Source organism: Achromobacter arsenitoxydans SY8 (genome assembly GCF_000236785.1).
In the GTDB taxonomy this organism is placed as follows: Bacteria; Pseudomonadota; Gammaproteobacteria; order Burkholderiales; family Burkholderiaceae_B; genus Achromobacter; species Achromobacter arsenitoxydans.
This window is the reverse complement of record NZ_AGUF01000012.1, coordinates 1-21,785: the sequence shown is the minus strand read 5'-3', so window position 1 is coordinate 21,785 and position 21,785 is coordinate 1. Positions and strand designations below refer to the sequence as shown.

Sequence of the window (21,785 nt, the reverse complement as noted above, 5' to 3'; positions counted from 1 at the left end):
GGCCTCGCGCGACCAGGAACGCCTGGCCGCCTGGACCGGCACGCTGGCCACGATGGCCGCCAACGCTCGGCGAAGAATGGGAACAGGCCGGCACGCAAGCCGCCCTGCGCCAGCTCGAAATCAGCGACACCCTGACCCAGACCGCGCGCGACATCAGCGCGCAAACCCAGGCGCAGGCCAACCTGCTGGAAAACCTGTCCACCCGCCTGGAAACGGCGGCCGGCAGCGTCACGCAGGCCTGGACCGATGCGCAGGCGCGTCAGGAACAGGTCGGCAAGCAGCTCGCCAGCGACAACCAGCAGGCCCTGGAATCCGCGTCCGCCGTCTTCGGCCAGCATTCCGCCGAACTTCTGCAAACCCTGGACCAATCGCACGCCACGCTGCAATCCACCCTGGCCGCCAACGACGAAGCGCGCCTGGAAGCCTGGACCGCCAAGCTGGCCGCCATGGCCGACGCGCTGCGCGCCGAATGGGAACAGGCCGGCGCGCAAGCGGCCAGCCAACAGCAGCAGATCTGCGACACGCTCAGCCTGACCGCGGACGACATCACCGCCCGCACGCAAGCGCACGCCAGCGAAACCATCGCCGAAATCGGCCGCCTGGTGCAGGCCGCGTCCGAAGCGCCGCGCGCCGCCGCCGAAGTCATCGGCGAACTGCGCCAGAAACTGTCCGACAGTATGGTGCGCGACAACGACATGCTGCAAGAACGCAGCCGCCTGCTGGAAACGCTGGGCACCCTGCTGGACGCCGTCAACCACACCGCCGCCGAACAGCGCACCGCCGTGGACGCGCTGGTCGCATCGTCGGCCGACATGCTGGACCGCGTGGGCGCGCAGTTCACCGACAAGGTCGAAGCCGAAACCGGCAAGCTCACCGAAGTGGCCTCGCTGGTCACCAGCGGCGCCGTCGAAGTCGCCAGCCTGGGCGAATCCTTCGGCGTAGCGGTGCAGTCCTTCGGCGAAACCAACGACAGGCTGATGGCCCACCTGCAACGCATCGAAGCCGCGCTGGACAAGTCCATCGCGCGCGGCGACGAACAGCTCTCGTACTACGTGGCGCAGGCCCGTGAAGTCGTCGACCTGAGCCTGATGTCGCAGAAGCAGATCATCGAAAACCTGCAGCAGCTGGCCACCCAGCGCGCCACCGCCGGAGCGGAAACGGCATGAGCGAGGATATCGACGGCGGCGTGGAGCCCTCCGCCCCGGCGTGGGCGGTCTTCGGCGACCTGATGTCGGTGCTGCTGGGCGCCTTCGTCCTGATCCTGGTCAGCGTGGTCGCAGTGCAGTTGCAGTTGTCGACGCAGCTCGAAGAAGAGGTCAAGCAGCGCCAGGTCGAAACCCAGCGCCGCGAAACCCTGGAGCAGGCGCTGGCCGGCCCCCTGGCCGCCGGCCGCGTCACGCTCGTCAACGGGCGCATCGGCATCAGCGGCAGCGTCCTGTTCGCGCTGAACTCCGATCAACTGCAGCCCGAAGGCCGCGAGATCCTCAAAAGCCTGATCGAGCCCCTGTCCGCGTACCTGAAGACCCGCAACGAAATCCTGATGGTCAGCGGCTTCACCGACGACCAGCTGGTGCGCGAAGGCAACCGCCGCTTCGCCGACAACTGGGATCTGTCCGCCCAGCGCGCCCTGACCGTAACCCGCGCCCTGATCGACGAAGGCGTCGCGTCGTCGTCCGTCTTCGCGGCAGCCTTCGGATCCGAACAGCCCGTCGCGTCCAACACCGACGAAGAAGGCCGCGCCAAGAACCGCCGCGTGGAAATCACGCCCATCCCCCGACCCTCCAACGAAGCGGGTAAGCCCGGTGAGCAGTGACGGCGCCCGCGCGGCGTTCCCGGACGCCCGGACGGTGCTGGACGCCTGGCGCGCCAGCGGGGCAGATCGGATTGACCCCATACGATTCCATTTCCTGGACGCGCTGGACCGCCGGGCGGCGGCCTATGCCGGTCCGGCGCGGCAGTTGTTGGATGAACGGCTGAACGCGTTGCTGCAGGCTTATGCCGCGGCGGTGGAAGCAGCGGGTGAGCATGAGGATGCGCCGTCTACGCTGGATGCGGCCTTGCTGCGGGATGCAGCCGAGGCCGTTGATGCCGTCAATGCCGCCGATGCGGACCATGCCCTCGCGGCCAGCCCTCTCGCCGGCCTGATCGACTACATCGCCAACCCGATCGCGCAGGGCGATCCCGACATCCGCGACGCGCTAGGCCTGCGCGGCGCGTATCCCGAATTGCCCATGCTCGACTACTTCCGCGCCATCTGGTCCCGCGTCAGCGCCGACCGCCAGGTGCGCCAGTCGCAAGAGCAGGTGCACAAGAACGCCGGCCCGCTCAACTCCAACCAGCTCGTGCACCGGGCCCTGTCCCTGATGCGCGAAGTCTCGCCCGGCTATCTGCAGCAATTCCTGTCCTACACCGACGCGCTGATGTGGATGGAACAAATGACCGCAGCCACAGCGCCCCCCGCCAAGGAAACGCCCCGCGCCGGCGCGGCGAAGAAGACCACGCGTGGCAAGGCGCGTAAGGAACCCAAGGAAAGCAAGGACGCCATCCAGCCCTCGCAAAGTGTCTGACACCCCGGCCACCTCGCGAGGTGTCTGACACCCAATCGAGCCCCCGCACCGCCCCCCAGCTCGATTTGCCTCCGCCCCCCGCCTAGCAGTACCATACGTTCCATATACAAACCATATACGGAACATCCACTATGGGCATCGTCAAAATCTCCGAGCAGATGCACGAGAACCTGCGTGTCGCCAGCGGCGCGCTCAGCCGCTCGATCAACTCCCAGGCCGAACACTGGATGCGCATCGGCATGCTGTCCGAGCTCTACCCCGAACTGCGCCACGCCGACATCTGCCAGCTCCTGATCCGCATCGACCAGGCCGAAGGCTTCGCCATCGCCTCCCTCTCCCAGAGTCTGCCGCAGCCCCCGCAACAGGAGGCCGCGTAAATGGCCAAGAAGGTATCCATCAAATCCGCCGCCGACATCGAAATGGCCCGCAAGGCCGGCGCCATGGCGGCTGAAGTCCTGCACATGATCGGCGAACACGTCCGCCCCGGCGTCACCACCGACGAAATCGACCGCATCTGCCACGACTACATCGTCAACGTCCTCAAGGCCATCCCCGCCAACGTCGGCTACCACGGCTTTCCCAAGACCATCTGTGCGTCGGTCAACCACGTCATCTGCCACGGCATCCCCTCGTCCAAGGTCCTCAAGAACGGCGACATCCTGAACATCGACGTCGCCGTCATCAAGGACGGCTGGTTTGGCGACACCAGCCGCATGTACTACGTCGGCCAGCCCAGCCCGCTCGCGCGCCGCCTGGTCAACACCACCTACGAAGCCATGCGCGCCGGCATCATGGCCGTCAAGCCCGGCGCCACCCTCGGCGACATCGGCCACGCCATCCAGACCGTCGCGCACCGCGAACACTTCAGCATCGTGCGCGAATACTGCGGCCACGGCATCGGCCAGATCTACCACGACGACCCGCAGGTCCTGCACTACGGCCGCCCCGGCGAAGGCATGGTCCTGCAGCCCGGCATGATGTTCACCATCGAACCCATGATCAACGCCGGCAAGCCGCAGACCAAACAGCTTCCCGATGGCTGGACGGTTGTCACCAAAGACCGCTCGCTGTCCGCCCAGTGGGAACACATGGTCGTCGTCACCGAAACCGGCTACGACGTGCTGACCACCTGGCCCGACGGCTTCGGCGACTACCCGCCGATTCCCTGACCGCAAGGACCGGAGTGCAAGACCCCAAGGGCACGACTATGATCGTGCCCTTGTCGTTTGCGCGGCGCCCCCGCCCCCCTCATGCCCGCCCTGCCCTCCGCGTTCCGGCGCCTGGCCGCCTCGAACCTCGCCGCGCAATTCTCCGAGCAGATCGCCCTGGCCGCCGCGCCGCTCTACGCCGTACTGGCCCTGGGGGCCAACGCCGCGCAGACCGGCTACCTGCAGACCGCGCAGACCCTGCCCTTCCTCTTGCTATCCCTGCCCGCAGGCGTGCTCGCCGACCGCATCTCGCGCCGCACACTCATGACAGCCGCCGAAATCGTGCGCGCCGCCAGCCTGCTCGGCCTGCTCGCACTCTTGTGGGCAGGAGGACTCAGCCTCCAATGGCTGGCCGCCCTGGGCTTCCTGGGCGCGGTAGGCACCGTCGCGTACAACGTCGCCGCCCCTGCCCTCGTGCCGCGGCTGGTCCCGCCTGCTGAACTGGCCAGCGCCAACCGCTGGCTCGAACTCGCCCGCAGCGCCGCATTCTCCGCCGGCCCCGCCGCCGGCGGCGCGCTGGTGGGCTGGATGGGCGCCTCGACCGCTTACGTGCTGGCGACGACGCTGTCGCTACTGGCTGCCGTACTCCTGGCCGGCCTACCCCACGACCCGCCCAAACCCGCCCAGCGCCGCCACCCGCTGGCCGAACTGCGCGAAGGCGCCGCCTTCGTCGCCACCCATCCCCTGCTGCGCCCCGTGCTCATCACCGCCCTCTTCTTCAACACCGCCTGGTTCGTGCTGCTGGCGATCTACGTCGCCTACGCCGTCGAACGGCTGGGATTGTCGGCGGCAGGCGTCGGCTTCACGCTGGGCATCTACGGCGCAGGCATGCTGGCCGGCGCCCTCGCCGCCCCCTGGCTCGCCCGCCGCCTGCCCTTCGGCGCCATGATCGGCGCGGGGCCGCTGTCGGCGCTGCTGGCAAGCTTCATCCTGCTATCCACGCTGATATTCCCGTCAGGCGTGTGGGCTGCGGTGGGCTTCTTCCTGTTCGGCGCGGGCCCCATCCTGTGGACCATCACCACCACCACGCTACGCCAGTCGGTCACGCCGAATGCGCTACTGGGCCGGGTGTCGTCGGTCATCGTGACGGCGAACTTTGGCGCCCGGCCGATTGGGGCGTTGATCGGGGCCGCGCTGGCTGCTCGATTCGGCGTGGCGGCGTGTTTGTGGGTATCGACGATCGGGTTTTTTATTCAGTTCGCGGTGCTGTTTACGTCGCCGGTGCTGAGATTGCGCAGGCAGCCGGAGGCGGTGGTTTCTTGAGATGAATGTTCAGCGCCGATGGATTTCGGAACTCGAATGGCGCTGAATCACGCCGCCTCCCACAACGCCGCTGTCAGACCCAGCAACAGCAGCACTGCCGACGCGATGAACCATCGCACGGTTTTCCGGTATTCAGCCTCGGCTTCATCCTCCAAACGCAAAGCGCGGAAAAGAGCAATTATCTGCAGCAGACTAGCGAGCAACAAGGACACGCCCGGCAGCACGGACAACGCGCTCCAATCGCCCGGCGCGTCGAAGCCCCAGAAGCGCAGAAAACCCAGCGAAAAGCCCAGCAATACCGTGATGGCCGTAATCAATCCAGCCCGAAAGCCCTGAGGCAGATCGCGTGGCCTGTGGCTGCGGGTCCGTACCAAGTCGTCGTCTGGCATTTCCGGAGTCATCATTGAGATATTCCGCTTTGAGTACGCTACGGCCCACCGGTATATGTGGGAGCGAAAACCGAACTCCCGCCGTCCCTCGGGGCCAGGGTGAATTGAATCGCCCAACGATCAGTGGACGATGCAAACGCGCGGTGCGGACTAGCCGCTTGTGGTCAGACCCGGTGCGGCTCGCACCCGACGAATCTTCGATCCAAAGGTCTCATGGAGCATGCAGCGAAGGTGCAGCTTTGGGATGTTTGAACTCTATCCCAAACATACACAGCTCCGCAATAACGCCTTATTTTTCAGCAGCTTGCGTTGACTTAGCATCGTATTTTGGGACGCCGACGCCAACAGCGATGCCAATGTGGTTAGCGCGGCGCCACATTTTTCGAACGCTCAAGTGTCTGCTCGCGTCTGATAACAGCCGCCTCGCCGGCCTACGCGGCTGGCGATACACATCGTTGCATCAAGTCATAAGCCAATAACAGCAAACCGGGCATATTGCATCCGCCGCGTCGGCAGCACGATCGCCGGCGGTGCTGCGCAACCCGAACCTTTATTCCATTGGAGACCTGAATTGCCGTTTCTCAAGCAAGCTCGCGCCGTTGTTTCTTGCGGCCAGAAGGCCGCTTTGCTGACCGCCGCCCTGACCTTCGGGAGTGGCGCCGCCGTGGCGCAACAGACCGTTCCCGGCCAGATGCCGAACCTGGCTGCGCTGGGCGGCCAGATGCATGCCGCCGCCGAGTACTGCAATGCCTATACGGCCGCGCAGCTGGACCAGATGAAGCAACAGCAGAAGACGTCGGCAGGCGCCCAGGGCATGGCTGCCGCGGACTTCGACGCTGCCTTCTCGCAGTCGTACACCGCGACCAAGGGTCAACTGGGCTCGCTAAGCGCGGCTGATAAGGAAAAGACCTGCGCGCAGCTCAAGGCGATTTCGGCGACGCGCCCGCAGTAGTAGCCACGCAAAGCAGGCATTTGACCTGTGACGCTGCGAACGGCCGCTACGGGTCGTTAACCCCCTACCGCAATCACCACTGCCGCCCCACGACCGCCCCTCCCCTAATCCAAGCGACCCGGAATAATCTTCCGCTCCATCAGCACCTGCAGCCAGTGCTTGACGCTTGCCTCGGTGTCGTAAGTCTGCGTGAAGCCCGCCTGCTTGATCTTCACCGTGCTGACGAAGGCCGGCGGCGGTGGTGTTTTCAGTCCGTAGCCGAACCGGGCGTCGGCGGAGTAATGGGATTCGCCCAGGATTTGGGCCATGGTCAGGGGACGCAAGCAATGTCGCTTGACGATCTCGTCCCACAGCTTCGCGCGGCTGGGCAGATAATCGGCCAGGCGGACGGGTTGGTCCGGGCCCGGTTCGACGCACAGGAACTCCGCCAGCGACGGCCACAGATCGCGCCAACTGAAGACTTCGCCGTTGGTCAGGTTGAAGTGTTCGTTCCAGGCCTGCGGATTCTCCGCAGTCCAGACCCCCGCATCACCGATGAGACGCACATCCACGGCTTCGCGTGGATAGGCAATGTGGCCGGGATAGCCAAACGGCTTGCCTTCGGCGCGGCACACCGCCGCATAGACACCGATCACCGGCACGGTATTCATTGCCACGCCCACGTTGGGGCCGACCACGATGGTGGGACGAAAGATGGTCCAACCAAAGCCGCATCGCGTCGCTGTTTCGCGGATGTAGTCTTCCTGGAACCAGTACGAGTTCGGATGGTCGTCCCGGGGCTGGCGCTCGCGCGCCGGGATGCGAATGGGGTGCAGGTGCACGCCATAGGCCTTGGTGCCCTGCAGAACTGTGACATGACGCAGCCCACCGGTGCGGGCCAGCGGCTCGATCACGTTCCTGATCATGCTCAGGTTGGTGGCCATCTGCTCCGGATCCTGCCAGCCCGCAATGAGGCCGGGCTTTTCATAGACGGCCGCATAGAAGACATGCGTGACTTGCGGCAAGGACTCGAAGGCGCGACGGCAGGCCTCGGTGTCCTGCAAATCTATCTGCAGATGGGTGAACGGCCGTTCGCTGATGATTTCCGGACGCCGCCGGGAGACGGCGATGACTTCCCAGCCGGCGTTCAGGAAGGAGTCGATGGCAGCGGAGCCAACCAGCCCGCTGGCGCCAGTGACGATAACGGTTCGCGACATGATTCCCTCAGTCCATCACAAGGTTGATCTGCTTGAACAGCTCCTTGAAGCGCACGTACTCATCCGCCATGCGCTTGCCGAAGACCGTTCGACTGTCCGAGGACGGAACAATGCCCAGGCCGGCGAACTTCTCTTGCGTTTCAGGGTTGTTCACCGCCTTGATGATCTCATCGTGGAGGCGATCCAAAATGGCCTGCGGCGTACCTGCGGGCGCCACGATTCCGTACCAGGCGACGCTTTCGGCGCCCGGCAGGCCGGCTTCGCCAACGGTGGGCACGTCCGGCAGCAGTGGCGAGCGCTTGGTGTCCGCGACGGCCAGGGCGCGTAGCTGGCCGGACTTCACGAACGACAGGATGGGCGGAACGCCGCTGATGACCATCTGGGTGCGCCCGCCCAGGGTGTCGGTGATGGCATCGCTATTGCCCTTGTAGGGCACGTGCAGGATTTCGGTCTTGGACAGGTGCTGGAACAATTCACCTGCGATATGGCCGCTGGTGCCGACGCCCGCCGATGCGTAATTGACCTTGTTCGGATTGGCCTTGATATAGGCGATCAATTCCTTCAGGTTCGTCACCGGGATCGAGGAATTGACCAGGATGACGTTCGGGCCCGTCGCCACCAGGGCTACGGGCGTCAGGTCTTTGAGCGGGTCATAGGGCATCTTGCTGCGGGCATTGGGATTGACCGTGATCGGTCCGGCGGAGGCGAAGCCAATGGTGTACCCATCCTTGGCGGACTTGGCGACAAGGTCGGTGCCCAGGTCGCCGCCGGCGCCGGGTTTGTTCTCGACGATCACCGGCTGGCCAAGCTGCTCGCCCAAAGGCTTGGCAACCAGGCGGGCAATGATGTCGATGGAGCTGCCCGGACCGAAGGTGGCGATCAGGCGGATGGGACGCGCGGGATAGGAATCGGCGGCCTGTGCGCTCGTAACAGCGGCAAGGCCCAGCGCCAGCCCGGCAATCAATCGGAAGGAAATCATGATGTTGTCTCCGGTGTATGGTGATTTTTTTTGCGTGAATGGTGTGCGTCGCAGACAGGTCAATCCCGGTGCGAGTACATCGGCTTGCCGGGATGCGGCAGGCGGGCGCGCAGAATGACGCCCTGCTCCGCTTCGGTGATGTACAAGCTGCGCATGTCGTCGCCGCCGAATGCGACGTTGGTGGTCCGCATGCCTGCGCACGACCGGATGCGGTAAAGGGGTTCGCCCAAGGGGCTGAACAGCCAAACGGTGCCTGCCTGGGCATGGACCACCGCCAGGTTGCCGGCGCTGTCGATGGCCAACCCGTCCGGCCCGGCGGTGCTGCCGGACAGCTGGATGAAACGGCTGGCCTTCTTCATCTGGCCGCCGGGTTCCAGCCGCAGCGCATAGATCGCGTTGTCGTGGGTGATGGCCACATAAAGCACATTCTCGGCTTTGTTCATGACCAGGCCGTTGGGCCCGGCCAGGCCATCCATCAAGAGGTCCACGGTCTTGCCGTCGGCGCGCAGGCGGAAGACGCGGCCGGTTGGATTCTCCAGGGCGCTTTCACCCTGATCGGTGAAGTACAGGTCGCCATTGGAGGCGAAGAACAAATCGTTCAGGCCCTTCAATCCTTCACGCTGCACGTGCTGCAGGCACGGCCGGATGCTGCGGGCTTCGGGATCCAAAAGCATCAACCCGTGCAGGTGATCGGCAACGAAGATGCGCCCGTCTCGATGGATCTTCAGGCCGTTGGGTTCGCCGTCGTAGCTGACGATGACCTCGAAGTTGCCTGCCGGATCCACGCGCAGGATGCGCCCGTGTGCCAGATCGACGCACCAGAGATTGCCGGCGCGGTCGAACGAAGGCCCCTCCAGAAAAGAGTGCATCTTCACGTGGCGCGCGGCCAGCCAGCTCGAACTCTGTTCGGTCAGGTACAGGGATTCGGGCAGCCGGGCGAAAACCTCGGTGCCCATGGGTTCAGCGGGAGGATACATTGCGCGTCCTTTCAGGATTGCGGTTGATTGGCCGGAAGCTCGATTCCCAGCATCAGCGAGCTGAGCGATTTGCCGTGCGGATCCAGGCGCAGCGAGCGCGTGACGCCACCGGACAGCACGTTCGGGATAACGAAATTCAGCGCCTTCAGGCTCTCCACCTCGTAACGGCGCACCTTCCCTGCTCCCAGATGCGCAAAGGCCTGTTCGACACGTTCGGCGGTAAGCGCCTGGCGCAGCACCCGCCAACCGTCGTCGTCGTAAGCGATGACGGCGATGCTCGAGGTATTGCCCTTGTCTCCCGCACGCGCATGCGCCAGGTCATAAACCAGAATGCTCATGGTCGAGCTCCCAAGGTAATCACTTCCGGGCTGACCCAATCGCGCGGGATCAGCAAGGAATCCACGGCGATGACCTCCTTGGCGCCCAGGTTGACCGGGCCGCCAGCGCCATAAGGGCCCTGCATATTCAGCTGCCGCACGTGATCGCCGAGCAGGTGGGCGCTCTTTCTGTCGGGGCAGCGCGCGGCGACCCGCAGCCGAACCTCGTAGGGATGGCTGGCCAGCGCCTGCGCATGGTCGCCATGCAGGCTGCTGATGCCGATCAGGTCGACCTGGATTTCGCTGGCCACGCCGCCATCGAGACGGAACCGTTCCTTCACGGTGTCGGCCGCCAACCGAGCCCGGGCGATGGCGTTCACGCCTGCGTAGGCGACCTCGCCCGTGCCTATCCATCCGTCGAAGTAACCGACCACGACTTTATAGCTGTCGGTGCGTGGCGCGGCGTGAATACCGCGCACGGCAACCCGGTCAGCGTTCTGTTCTTCGAAATGCAGGCCATCCAGATTCAGTACGCAATCGGGCGTGACATAAGCCCTCGGGTCGTGAATTTCGTACAGGGCCTGCTCGGCGCAGGTCATGCGGTCCAGGCGCCCGCCCGAGCCGGAAAGCTTACCGATGTAAAGCTCGCCGTCGCTGTAAAGATCGGCAAAGGGATACGCCAGCTCGGCCAATCGCGGAACGTCCTTCTTGCCGGGGTCGGCGAAGTACCCGCCGGTGATCTGGGCAGAGCATTCCAGCAAGTGGCCCATGATGGTGCCGGCCGCCAGTCTGGGGAGGTCGTCATAATCCCAATGGTGGTGATGCAGGGCCACTCCCAGAAACAACGAGGGATCGGCGACCCGGCCGGTCATCACCACGTGCGCACCGGTGGCCAGCGCATCGCGGACGACATCAGCGCCCAGATACGCATTCGCGGAGGCTAGCTGTGGCAGGATCGCTTCCAGCGGCAGGTCGCGGTCCATCAATCGAAGTTCTGGATGCTGGCGCACTCGGTCGGCGACATCATCGCCGACGACGGCGGCGCATTTCAGGTCGTCCCATCCCATGTCGTGGCCGATGTCCAGCGCGGCCTGGGCGGCGCCGGCCGGATTGGCCGCGCCCATGTTGGACACCAGCCGCACGCCCTTCTCGCGGCAAGCCGGCAGAAAGGCACGCATGCGCTCCTGCAGCATCGGGTTATAGCCATGAGCGCCGTCGTGCCTGCGCGACAGCGTTTCCCGCGCGATCGTCCGCTCAGCCAGGCACTCGCATACCAGGTAGTCGATATCGCAGCTTTCCAGCAATGGCATGGCGGGGCCGATGCGGTCATCGGCCATGCCGGCGCCTACGCCGATGCGTAGCCGCTTGCGCGGTTCATTCATGTGTGTCTCCATCCGTGCTTATGGTTCAGCTCAGTATGGTGTGACTTGCCTGATCTGGAAATTGATATATTTACATCTTGGTGATAATCCAAACGCATCACGAACGCGATGACCCTGACCATTTCCGAATTGGAAGCCGTGCTGTTGGTGGCAGAGACGCTCAACTTCCGCATGGCTGCGGAACGCGCGCATATCTCGCAGCCCGCCCTGAGCCGCCGGGTGCAGGCTGCGGAACAAAAGCTCGATGCCAGGCTCTTCGACCGAGACAAGCACGGTGTCGCGCTTACCGCAGCCGGCGCGGAACTGGTGCCTATTGCGATGCGCATGCTGTCGGAATTCCGCGATTCCCTCAGTGATTTGTCGGAGTTCATTGCGGGCCGTCGCGGCAGCATCAATGTCTGGGCGTTGCCTTCGGTGGCTTCCGCCTTACTGCCAAAGGCGGCGCGAGCCTTCCAGAAATCGCATCCCCAGGTGAGGCTGAATATCCACGCCGTCTCTGCACGCCAGATCACGCAGGCCGTCTCGGAAGGCAACGCCGACATCGGCATATCCATCGAGGTTTCCGACCAGCCGGCCAGCGTGACCTTCTCTCCGCTGCTGCAAGAAAAATTCGTGCTGATCTGCCCCGTCGACGATCCGCTGGCGGGAAGAAAACGCGTGGACTGGAGTGTTTTTGCCGACCGTCCCTATATCGCGAGCGGCCCGGCCAGCAGCATTCGCCAGGTCACCGACCGGATTCTTGCCGCATCGGGACGGATGCCGGAGATGACCTACGTGTCCGACAATATTTCGGTCGTGGGCGCGATGGTGGCCGCCGGCGTCGGCATCGCGGCGGTGCCCCAGCTGGCCCTGCGCCTGATGGACGCCACGCGCCTGTGCAGCTTGGCCCTGCATTCGCCCATCGCTTCGCGGGAAATCGGCATATTGCTCAAGAAGCAGCGCTCCTTGTCGGCGGCAGCGCTGCATTTCCTGGATACCTTGCGCCGGACGGCCCCAGGCTAGGATCGCGCAGGACGGGCCTTTCCCCGCAAATTGGACCGTTCAAAACTGGAGCGTGATTGCCTCAGGAACGCCGCGTCAATCACCACAGACATGATGACGACATTCGGCGCCGCCGCATCACGGCCATCAGCTCCTTGAAGTTCACTTCAGCATTCACTGGCTACGGCGGTGTACTTGCGACCAGCGCTCGCCCATGCAATCGTAGCGAGACCAAGCGCGATCAGCGAGAGAATTGCGCCCGCCCAGTTCGGAGAAGCGAATCCGAATCCTGCCGCGATCGTCGCACCACCGACCCAGGCGCCGATGGCGTTTCCAAGATTGAACATGCCTATGTTCACGGACGCTGCCATGGTAGGCGCACCGGCGCTGTACGCTCTGTCCATGACGAGCTTCTGGATTGGAGAGACCGTCGCGAACCCGAATGCGGCCATGAGGAAGACTGAGACGGAAGCAATGACGCCGCTGTGCACCCCCAACCAGAAGACGATCAGCACGACGGCCTGCCCGGCGAGGGTCACGAACAGCGTCCCGAACAGGGAACGGTCCGCGAAGCGACCGCCGATCCAGTTCCCTGCTACCAGGCCCAAACCGAAAAGCACCATCAGCCGCGCCACGCCCGCATCCGAGAAGCCGGCCTCCTCGACCATCATTGGGGCGATGTAGGTAATGGAGGTGAAAAAGGCGGCTGGGCCAAACACGGTGATTCCCATGGCCAACAGCACTTGGGGATCCATGAAGGCGCGAAGCTCCGTCTTCAATGCGATCGCCTTTCCTGCCTTTATCTGCGGGACAAGCAGCGCCACGCTAATGGCGGTGACCAGACCGATCGCGGCGATCAGCCAGAAAACCAGACGCCAATCATAGACCTGCGCCAGCCACGTGCCGGCAGGCACACCGACCAGATTCGCCATGGTCAGGCCTGAAAACATGAAGGCGATCGCGCTCGCCTGACGGTCCTTTGCGACAAGTGATGCCGCAATGATGGAGCCGATGCCAAAGAAGGTGCCATGGTTGAATGCCGTGAGGATGCGGCCCGCCAACGCGATGGGCAGCGTAGGCGCGAGCGCGGTAAGCGCATTGCCCAACGTGAAGATGATGGCCAAGCCTAGCAGCATCTTCTTTCTGGGGACCTTCGCTCCCAGCACCGTCAGGATGGGGGCACCGATAAACACGCCCAGGGCGTACGTCGTGGCCATGAGGCCGGCGGTGGGAATTTCCACACCGAAATCCTGGGCAATCTGGGGGAGTATGCCGGCGATGACAAATTCGGTAAGACCAATTCCGAACGCGCCAATCGCCAGCGCAAAGAGTGCTACTGGCATGAATCCATTCCTTTCTGCAATATGTTCACCGAACCTGGTTCGGTTATATTGATTTTATGAGACACAAATTTCGGGCGTAAACCAAAATGACACAACAACAGAAAGAAGCAGACGTGGTTCGGCAGGTGCGGCACAAACCCGCCGAACTCGACGCGATAGACCGAAAAATTTTAGGTGTGCTGGCCAAAGATGCGTCGCGAAGCTATGCCGACCTCGGCGAGATCGTTCACCTGTCCAAACCCGCGGTGCATGATCGAGTGAAGAGGCTGAGACGGGAAGGCGTGATCAAAAGCACCGTCGCAATCCTGGACGGCTGCAAACTCGGCCGGACGCTGCTGACGTTTCTGGTGGTGGACACAAGCAGCTACTCCGCGACGCGCCAATTGCTGGCTCTGGCTGAAAGGCCCGAAATCGAGGAGCTCCACACGGTAGCGGGCGACGGCAGCCTGCTGATCAAAGTGCGCGCGGATGACACCGAGTCGCTGGAGGCTCTGCTGATGGAAATTCAAAGCCTGGAGGGCGTCCGCTCAGTGCGCAGCTACATCGCGCTATCCACATTTCTGGAACGCGGGCCTGCGCCTGACTGATGCCGAAGAGTAGCTGGCGCGGCATCAGCCACATTTCACTTGCAGATCGCGATGCTGCTCGTCTATGTTGGAGCCATGACACGACGCTAAGCGCGCGCCGGTCAAAATTGCCAAGTTGAAGTTGGCGTTGTATGCGAAATCCAATCGGCGTGTAGCGGTCGACGGCAGAGTATGAGGTCGGCAGCGGACGCGTTGGCTTCTGATCACCACCTGCAGATTCCAAGCTGGCATGCGATGCTTTGCGCAAGCCTTCCAGCGGAGGGCTCCGATGAAGACGCCAGGTTCAGATATCGAAACGCTCGTGGCATGTCTAGCTCCTCTGGTGGAGTTCTACCATCCAATTTCGCCGCGATGGCCCGGAGGCGCCGCGACGGTTTCTTCGGACTTCTTGCAGGAATCCACGCGCGCCCTTTTTCTCCAGGGCCCCACATTGGCGTCCCTATCGAAAAATCCCAGCATGCTTGACGCCGGTCTGGAAAAGATCAGGGACACGCTGAGGCCGAAGTTGGCGGGCCTATGGGCCATACGTGTGACCCTGATCGGACCCGATAAAGAACCCTTCGCTTATGCCCCCCAGGCGAGGATGGGTTTGTGCGAGGGACCACATACACCGGACGAAATCAACCACTTGGGGCACTTCGTCATGTTCTGTATTGATCAGCTGTTTGCTAGTCTTCAGACTAACGACCAACTCAACAAACGCTTTGTCGCTGAAAGCTACGTTGCAGCGGACATCTCTGCCCACGATGTCGTTCACTACGAGATCTCAAAGCATCACGACCCTAACAGGCTGCAATCGGCATATTCGACGCTAATCGCTCATCATCACCGCCTGGCGCTAGAGAGCAAGGACGAAGCAACGAAACTGGACCATTTGCTCACGGGCTACCAAACCGCAGCGGCAATCGAGCGCCCTACCGGCTATTCGGCAAGTACTCTCGATCAAGTTGCGTTTTTTCGAGCGGCGGTTGAATCGTATCCTGCCGAACTACGCTCGTTGAGCATAAGAAAGAAGAGCTCGATCAACTTTCATCTACTGACCGTGGAAGAGGGCTTTGCAGAACTGTATAGCTACGTGTCACTGGCGCAGGAGGCGGAGGGCACGATTGCCCACATCCGTTTCCAGCGGCCACCCGGCAAGGAGATTGAGGCCGGACTGGAAGCCAAGTTGCAGCGGATACACTCCGATCAGTCGACCCCGTACTCGCGTGGCCTGGCGCTCTACAAGACGCTCTACGATCGCCATGGATATGCGTTTAGCGTGATGGCCAAGACACTCTGCGAAGCCAATTTCAAGATCATGGGGAACCTGCTTCCTTTCTATGTGCTAAGCAAGGCGAACGATCAGACCTTTCCCCATCACCCAACAGCGCTTCTTGAGAAGCTTAGCGGCTTTGAATGCAGCGACGCGAACGCGTGTGCCAAGATCGCCGCAGCAGTACCTTATCTGCAACTGGACGCGCGGTCCCCTCAGGATATCGCCATCGACGTGCTCGAGCAGTTGTGACGGACAGGAGACCCAACCATGAAAGTCATCGTCGACGACAATACTGAATTCGACAAGCCACTCTCGACCTCGGATGACCTGATGCGCCATATTTATATGGAAGGACCGTCCGAGTTGACGAGTCGCACCAGTTTCGCTTTAGAGACCATGATCATGGCGGGCGTTGTCTTCATCGTCAGCCAAGCTATTGCTGCCTACTACCGAAAGACAGCAGCGGACGCCGCCAAGAGGCGCCACGAGGAGATTCTGGCGAAACTCGATCAGGTCTTGAAGAACCCCACCTTGCACGGATTGCAAGACGCGATGAATGGATCGCGCCCCAAACTCGATATCGTCGTCGACCCCGCCGAATACTCGCTGCTCAAGGAAGCTCTCAAGCAGATCGAGGTATCGCTACCCAGCGTCAGGATCGTCACGCCCGATAACAATGCCGACGCCAAAGCCTCGGATCCTCGGCTTGCGATGCCCCCGTCCACTGGCGACGCCTCTACCGATAAGTGAACGGGCAGTTCCGATGGCCGCGGCGATCTTTTGCCGCTGCACCGAACCCCCTGGTGCTCGAATCGTCGCGCAGGCTGGGTATCCTAACTTGCCGTAGGTAAAGATGGGCTGACTTGGAGTGGCGGCCGGTCCTGGCCGGACGCACCCGACCAGCAACGGCGGCTCCCGGCCAGTAGCGGCCAGCCATTGCCATAAGCCGTAAGCGAGGGTATACAATAAAAAGTAACAATTAGCATCAACGGTAACCAACCCGCACTCTTCTGTCGCTGCGTTTCCTAGTTTGGTACCCAAACGTTCGGCGTCACCCATACGACTATGAATCTACCGAGCCAAGACATCAAAGAACAGCTAGCCCTTATTGCAGAAAAACCGCGGGAAGGCCTATCGGTCGTGCGACCTGTAAGCCAAGTTACGTTAAAGCTTAGGCCGGCGAAAGGACATGACCGATTTACAGGGAGCATCAAGCACATCCTTAAGTGGATGAATCGTCGGGCCGGTCGTAACCTCCCTGGCGCTGCATGGCGGGGCCAATCATTTGAGCTGACTGACATAGGCGCACAACGCACTGCCGCAATTGCTCTACCAGAGCACCAATTTTGGGCTGCTCGCCTTGACGATGCAGACAAGACCGTACCGCTACGCACGTGGGTGACAGAAATCGGTGTCGGCATGGACGCCAACGGCGACACCCTATTTGGAGCACGCCTCATCTGCGTTAGTCGCGGTGCTGACGAACCGTTTCAGAGAACTGTTCCCGGTTTTGTGCGTGCCATCATGGGCGATGGGCCAACGGAAATCGATGGCGTTCCCCTTACGCGCGACATATCGTTGATTTCCACTGCCTCCGAGGTTGACCAGCTAGTCACCTTACTCGAGAACCCACACCGACAAGCCGACGTATTGGTATTCGCGCTCCCTGATGGATCAAGCAATCCATCTGAGGCCGCCGCGTCCGCCAACGCGGTGCACAATGCCACCCTTGGGGCCGCCCATGTCTATGTACTCGCTGGGCCAGCCAGTTTTCTCCTAACTGATCGCGTAGGGCGCGAGTTATCAGTTTTTAGGAAAGCTGTGCGTACGTACCGCCCAGGCTTCCGCGCTTGGGTCGATGAACCATCTAAACATCCTTTGGCTCTGCCTGACCGAATAGCGTCGTGGTCTGAGACCGCCCCTGGAGAGTTTGAGCAATGGCTGGTGAACCAATCGCTAAGTAATGCGGCACATGCACCAGGACGCGAAGAACGACTTCCTAGTTTCAACACTGTTCGCCAACTTGCCGCACAGCTGGAGCGAGAGAGACTTAGGAAGGCAGGTGGCACGGACGCTGAATTGATTCGACTCTTCGAGCAGGACAATGATCAATTGCGGAAAGATCTTCAAGAGCAGAAGGGACAGTATGACGGGTTGCTTCTCACCGCCGACGCAGAGCGAGAGGCGGCTATTCAAGAGGCAAATTCTGCAAAGGCACAGGCCCTGGAACGACTTCACAGAATTCGGCTGCTTGAAAAAAGGCTCGCCGAGTCTGTCGCTCCGCAACCAACGCCAATCCCAGATGCATTGGACGAGTTCGAAACTTGGTGCAAGGAGCACTTGGCGGGATCAGTTGAAATAGCTAATCGAGCTTATCAAGGTGTGCGAAAGTCGGAGTTTCACGACCCCCAATTTATCTACCGCGCGCTGTTGCTTCTTCGTGATCAATACGTACCAATGCGAGTTGAAGGGACACCCGAACGCAGGCGATCATATGAAGAAGCGCTACATGCACTTCAACTCGAAGACAGCGCGACTGGCGAAGGTGTGAAATATGCCGCAGATCTTTACTCTGTCCAATATGGAGGGGGCCGCCGGCCTCTTGATCGACATCTAAAGGGAAGTGACTCACGGGATCGGCGATACGGTTTCCGACTCTACTTTTTTTGGGATGATGAGAGCCAAATCGTTGTTGTAGGCTGGCTGCCGTCACATCTCGATAACCGCGCGAGCTGATATCACCTGTGATGCCGGCCCCCGGTCATTTCACCAGACCTGTGCGAAAAGCCCCGCAAGCCGGTGAATTGGTAATCCCCCCGCAAAAGCGATGAGGTCAGAAGTAGAATTTTCTCGTTGAGGAGTTCTACCGCATGAAGAAGTCGAGATTTACGGATAGCCAGATCATTGAAGCCATCAAGCGCGTGGAGGCTGGTCTTGCCGTTCCTGAGCTGTGCCGAGAGCTGGGCATCAGCTCGGCTACGTTCTACAAGTGGCGTTCCAAGTACGGCGGCATGGACGTATCTCTGATGGCGCGCATGAAGGAGCTGGAGGCCGAGAACGCCCGGCTGCGCAAGATGTACGTCGAGGAGAAGCTTAAGGCTGAGATCGTGACGGAGGCGCTAGAAAAAAAGTGGTGAGGCCATCTCGCCGCCGCGAGATGGCCCAACGTGCAGTGCAGGATCGCGGCGTATCAATCCGGATGGCCTGCGAGGCGTTCAGGGTCAGCCAGACTTGTTATCGGTACGTCACCAAGGCGGACGCTGAGAACGAGGAGATCGCCAATTGGCTGCTACGTCTGACCGACAACCACCGCAACTGGGACTTTGGTCTGTGCTTCCTTTATCTGCGCAATGTTCGAGGCTTCGGCTGGAACCACAAGCGTGTGTACCGGATCTATCGAGAGCTCGAACTGAACTTGCGTATCAAGCCGCGCAAACGGCTGATGCGGCAGACGCCTGAGCCACTGACCGTGCCCACCAACGTGAACCAGGTATGGTCGATGGACTTCATGCATGACCAGCTTGCCGATGGGCGCAGCATCCGCGTGTTCAACGTGATTGACGACTTCAACCGCGAGGCGCTGGGCATTGAGGTTGACTTCTCGTTGCCGTCTGAGCGCGTGATCCGCACACTCAAGCAGATCATCGGCTGGCGGGGAAAGCCCTTGGCCATTCGATGCGATAACGGACCCGAATACCTGAGCGCGGCAATTGTCGAGTGGGCCGGGGCATGGGGCATAAAACTCGAATATATCCAGCCGGGCAAGCCACAGCAGAATGCCTACGTCGAATGGTTCAACAGGACCGTGCGCTACGAATGGCTATCCCAATATCATTGGGACGATCTGGATCACGTGCAGCGCGTCGCCACGCAGTGGATGTGGTCCTACAATCACGAGCGCCCAAATATGGCTCTGGGCGGATTTACCCCAAAACAGCGGTTAGCCATGGCCGCGTAGCGTTCCTACTTCTGGCAATCGCTAAAAATGGGGGGATTACCAATTCAGACTTTGCTGAAGTTTTCTTGTCTAACGGGCGAACGACCGCTTTGGGTCGGATAGCGATCCTCCGTAAGAGCACACTGAATCTCCCTTTACGCGAAAGGAGATTGTCATGGAATCCGCGAATGCCACCGTTGGCCGTCGTGTGCCATGGAACAAGGGCAAACTCACCGGGCAGAAGCCACCTTTAAAGCTAGGAGAAATTTGGGCAATCCGAACGAGACTGAAGATGGCGTCGAACGTCCGGGAACTCGCAACTTTCGATCTCGCAATCAATAGCAAGCTTCGAGCGTGCGATCTCACGCGATTGCAGGTGCAGGACATACGTCACGGAAGCCATGTGGCCGCGAGAGCCACCGTCATGCAACAAAAGACCCAGCGTCCGGTTCAATTCGAGATCACGGAGTAAACCCGTGAGAGCCTTGAAGCATGGATAGAGGCGCGAGGACTCAAGGCGGCGGATTTTCTGTTTCCGAGCCGCTTGCATACGTCGCCGCATCTGTCGACGCGGCAGTACGCCCGGATTGTGCATCGCTGGGTCGCATCGATTGGCCTCGACGATACCGCGTATGGCACCCACACTATGCGCCGTACAAAAGCCTCGCTGATCTACCGCCGGACGAAGAATCTTCGGGCCGTACAGCTGCTGCTCGGGCATACGAAGCTGGAAAGCACAGTTCGCTATCTCGGCATCGAGGCCGACGATGCTCTTGAGATGGCTGAACAAACAGAGATTTGATGCATCCTGGCAGGCGAGCGGCCGCTTGCCGGCCATCTACAGTCGTTTGCCTAGAATACAACGCGGACGTTGGGACGTCCGCTTCGCCTAAAAAACGGATATTTCTGCCGGCCCACGTCGTCAACATGGCTGAGACGTCCACTGTTACTGAGCCTCAACGACGGGAAGATTATGCCGTATCGCATCAATAAGATTGGGCACGCTATTGTTTCGTAGCACCCTGACAAGCCAGCTTTCGAAGTCAGCTAACCTTGTCCGTCTTAAATGAGTGGCAGCCAAGGACATCAACGCCTTGTTATCGTAATTCGCCAGCAACGTAGGAAGGTCACGATCGCGTAACGCTTCGCTTATCCGATTCGTGGCGCGTTGAGCAATGTCTTGGATGTCGAGCGCAGCGGTCTGGCGGATGTAATCCGCGGTAATTTGTGAAACATCGCCAGCCGCACTCAAGTCGACTTTTTTCAACAAGCGGTCGATGCGGCGGCGGCAGTATCTTGTAACGACGCGGTCGACCGCCGCCGCTGTATTCAAGCTCTGAAAGACGGCTTCCTTCAAGCTATCTAAACGGTCAGCCAGCTCTGCACCCGTATAGCCGTCGCTCTCCGCAATGGCTCGGCTAACCTGCGGTAGCAAAACGATATTTTCAATTTCTGATACGGGCAGCGCTGCGACGCCAAGATTGCGCAGATACTCAAGATCATCAGCTTGGTAGTCATCCGCATCGACGATGCCCGAACAATGAACGCGTGTGAGATGTTGATTACGTCGCATTGTGACGACCGAATGGATCACTTCCTCGCACGAGCCTCTGGGCACAATAGTCCAGTCGGGATAACAGGTTCGATAGATCGCAATATCAAGACTATCTGTATCTCCCTCGACAAAAAGGATCGGTCGCCGACTGCCTAAGATAAGTGTCGTAGTCTGCTCACTAAACCCCGTGTCATCTGGCACAACGTCTAGCGTCCAGCGCGGCGCTGGATCGTAGTCCCGAATCACATATTTTTGAGCAATGCGCGCCGCGGCAAAATCGAGATCGTGCGTAATAAACACGAATGCACAGTCTTGGCGAGCGCTTTCAAGCTCGTCCCAAAGCTTCGATATGACCGATCGATGTACATGCAACTCGGGCTCGTCGATTACGAGAAGCGAATTGGGGGCAGCCACAAGCGTTTGGCCGATTAGATAGAAAATGGCACGTTCGCCGTCGCTCATCTCGGACGCGTTGTAGCGGGTGTCAGTATTCGGCGGCGAGACTTGTATATCATCGCCGCTTATGTGAAGCACGCGGTGCGGCAATAGGCGTTGCCATATGTCGGTGAGGCGCTCAAACAAAGTTGGATTAGGCGGCTGGTTGGTTCCGGCGCGCACGTTTTTATGAGTTGCTAGGGATGTATTCGCCTGCTCTGCAAACAGCGCTTGCACAACAAAGTCAAAGTCGTTGAGCAAGCTCACAGCTTGCTTACTTTGCCAACGGTTACCGGCCCGGTGTTGAACGCCAGCGGAAGCATGGTTGAGCCCCGTTCTCAAGCCCCGGATCGCTTCGCGCTCACTTATTTTGGGAACTGAAGGGTTCAAGGTAAGTGCGCGGTGTGCCGAGATGCGGTGGGCATCAAGATTGAATGTGTTTTCAATGTGCACCGAAAG

The 21,785-nt window shown here is 60.9% G+C and carries 21 protein-coding genes and 1 pseudogene; 14 read left to right on the top strand and 8 right to left on the bottom strand.

What is annotated here, in order from left to right:
• From KYC_RS02520 to KYC_RS02495, 6 genes are all read left to right on the top strand, one after another.
• On the top strand, window positions 1–1,166 hold a 1,166-nt coding region (locus tag KYC_RS02520; RefSeq protein ID WP_008158538.1), incomplete at its 5' end, for a DUF802 domain-containing protein.
• Complete coding sequence (locus KYC_RS02515) at window positions 1,163–1,813, top strand: OmpA family protein (RefSeq protein ID WP_008158536.1); 651 nt, start codon at window positions 1,163–1,165, stop codon at window positions 1,811–1,813. The genes KYC_RS02520 and KYC_RS02515, both read left to right, overlap by 4 nt.
• Complete coding sequence (locus tag KYC_RS02510; protein ID WP_008158535.1) at window positions 1,803–2,567, top strand: DUF2894 domain-containing protein; 765 nt, start codon at window positions 1,803–1,805, stop codon at window positions 2,565–2,567. Before KYC_RS02515 ends, KYC_RS02510 begins: the two co-directional genes overlap by 11 nt.
• Window positions 2,568–2,698: 131 nt before the next feature.
• Window positions 2,699–2,944 carry a ParD-like family protein gene (locus KYC_RS02505; protein WP_008158533.1) on the top strand — a complete coding sequence of 82 codons (246 nt, stop codon included), beginning with the start codon at window positions 2,699–2,701 and terminating at the stop codon, window positions 2,942–2,944.
• Entirely contained in the window at window positions 2,945–3,736 is a 792-nt protein-coding gene (gene map / locus KYC_RS02500; RefSeq protein WP_008158531.1) for a type I methionyl aminopeptidase, read from the top strand.
• A gap of 81 nt (window positions 3,737–3,817) precedes the next feature.
• Window positions 3,818–5,038: an MFS transporter gene (locus KYC_RS02495; RefSeq protein WP_008158529.1), complete on the top strand. Its 1,221-nt coding sequence runs from the start codon at window positions 3,818–3,820 to the stop codon at window positions 5,036–5,038.
• A gap of 47 nt (window positions 5,039–5,085) precedes the next feature.
• On the opposite strand, the gene KYC_RS02490 is transcribed toward KYC_RS02495, so the two are convergent.
• Entirely contained in the window at window positions 5,086–5,442 is a 357-nt protein-coding gene (locus tag KYC_RS02490) for a hypothetical protein (protein ID WP_008158527.1), read from the bottom strand.
• Window positions 5,443–6,052: 610 nt separating this feature from the next.
• Between KYC_RS02490 and KYC_RS02485 the strand changes: the two genes are divergently transcribed.
• The gene (locus tag KYC_RS02485; RefSeq protein ID WP_008158526.1) at window positions 6,053–6,379 is read left to right on the top strand and encodes a hypothetical protein; all 327 of its coding nucleotides are present in this window, start codon (window positions 6,053–6,055) and stop codon (window positions 6,377–6,379) included.
• A gap of 104 nt (window positions 6,380–6,483) precedes the next feature.
• On the opposite strand, the gene KYC_RS02480 is transcribed toward KYC_RS02485, so the two are convergent.
• From KYC_RS02480 to KYC_RS02460, 5 genes are read right to left on the bottom strand one after another with little or no spacing between them, the layout of a single operon-like run.
• Entirely contained in the window at window positions 6,484–7,575 is a 1,092-nt protein-coding gene (locus KYC_RS02480; protein ID WP_008158524.1) for an SDR family oxidoreductase, read from the bottom strand.
• Between the two features lie 7 nt (window positions 7,576–7,582).
• Entirely contained in the window at window positions 7,583–8,554 is a 972-nt protein-coding gene (locus KYC_RS02475) for a Bug family tripartite tricarboxylate transporter substrate binding protein (RefSeq protein ID WP_008158522.1), read from the bottom strand.
• 59 nt (window positions 8,555–8,613) lie between these two features.
• A complete protein-coding gene (locus KYC_RS02470; protein WP_008158520.1) occupies window positions 8,614–9,531 on the bottom strand; it encodes an SMP-30/gluconolactonase/LRE family protein in 918 nt (305 codons plus the stop codon).
• 11 nt (window positions 9,532–9,542) lie between these two features.
• On the bottom strand, window positions 9,543–9,869 hold the full coding sequence (locus KYC_RS02465; RefSeq protein ID WP_008158518.1) for an AtuA-related protein: 327 nt from the start codon (window positions 9,867–9,869) through the stop codon (window positions 9,543–9,545).
• The gene (locus KYC_RS02460) at window positions 9,866–11,230 is read right to left on the bottom strand and encodes an acyclic terpene utilization AtuA family protein (protein ID WP_008158516.1); all 1,365 of its coding nucleotides are present in this window, start codon (window positions 11,228–11,230) and stop codon (window positions 9,866–9,868) included. The genes KYC_RS02465 and KYC_RS02460 overlap by 4 nt, the downstream gene beginning before the upstream one ends.
• Before the next feature lie 108 nt (window positions 11,231–11,338).
• Here KYC_RS02460 and KYC_RS02455 point away from each other — a divergent pair, with 108 nt between their 5' ends.
• On the top strand, window positions 11,339–12,232 hold the full coding sequence (locus tag KYC_RS02455) for a LysR family transcriptional regulator (RefSeq protein ID WP_008158514.1): 894 nt from the start codon (window positions 11,339–11,341) through the stop codon (window positions 12,230–12,232).
• Between the two features lie 146 nt (window positions 12,233–12,378).
• Here the strand turns inward: KYC_RS02455 and KYC_RS02450 are convergent, their stop codons facing one another.
• Window positions 12,379–13,554: an MFS transporter gene (locus KYC_RS02450; RefSeq protein WP_008158513.1), complete on the bottom strand. Its 1,176-nt coding sequence runs from the start codon at window positions 13,552–13,554 to the stop codon at window positions 12,379–12,381.
• 86 nt (window positions 13,555–13,640) lie between these two features.
• On the opposite strand from KYC_RS02450, the gene KYC_RS02445 reads away from it, so the two are divergent.
• From KYC_RS02445 to KYC_RS02415, 6 genes and pseudogenes are all read left to right on the top strand, one after another.
• Window positions 13,641–14,141 carry an Lrp/AsnC family transcriptional regulator gene (locus KYC_RS02445; RefSeq protein ID WP_043517370.1) on the top strand — a complete coding sequence of 167 codons (501 nt, stop codon included), beginning with the start codon at window positions 13,641–13,643 and terminating at the stop codon, window positions 14,139–14,141.
• A 268-nt stretch (window positions 14,142–14,409) separates the two neighbouring features.
• Window positions 14,410–15,648, top strand: a complete 1,239-nt coding sequence (locus KYC_RS02440) for a hypothetical protein (protein WP_139026491.1) — start codon at window positions 14,410–14,412, stop codon at window positions 15,646–15,648.
• A gap of 18 nt (window positions 15,649–15,666) precedes the next feature.
• Window positions 15,667–16,149: a hypothetical protein gene (locus KYC_RS02435; protein WP_008158506.1), complete on the top strand. Its 483-nt coding sequence runs from the start codon at window positions 15,667–15,669 to the stop codon at window positions 16,147–16,149.
• A 315-nt stretch (window positions 16,150–16,464) separates the two neighbouring features.
• Window positions 16,465–18,135 (top strand): hypothetical protein, encoded by a 1,671-nt coding sequence (locus tag KYC_RS29410; RefSeq protein ID WP_139026490.1) that lies wholly within the window; start codon window positions 16,465–16,467, stop codon window positions 18,133–18,135.
• Between the two features lie 134 nt (window positions 18,136–18,269).
• A protein-coding gene (locus tag KYC_RS02420; RefSeq protein ID WP_085945404.1) for an IS3 family transposase occupies window positions 18,270–19,357 on the top strand; the annotation gives its coding sequence in 2 pieces (ribosomal slippage) (window positions 18,270–18,522 and window positions 18,522–19,357; 1,089 coding nt in all).
• Between the two features lie 154 nt (window positions 19,358–19,511).
• Window positions 19,512–20,138 (top strand): annotated as a pseudogene (locus KYC_RS02415) (tyrosine-type recombinase/integrase).
• A 144-nt stretch (window positions 20,139–20,282) separates the two neighbouring features.
• Here the strand turns inward: KYC_RS02415 and KYC_RS02410 are convergent.
• Window positions 20,283–21,785: AAA family ATPase (locus KYC_RS02410; protein WP_202946573.1), on the bottom strand; the 1,503-nt coding region annotated here is incomplete at its 5' end.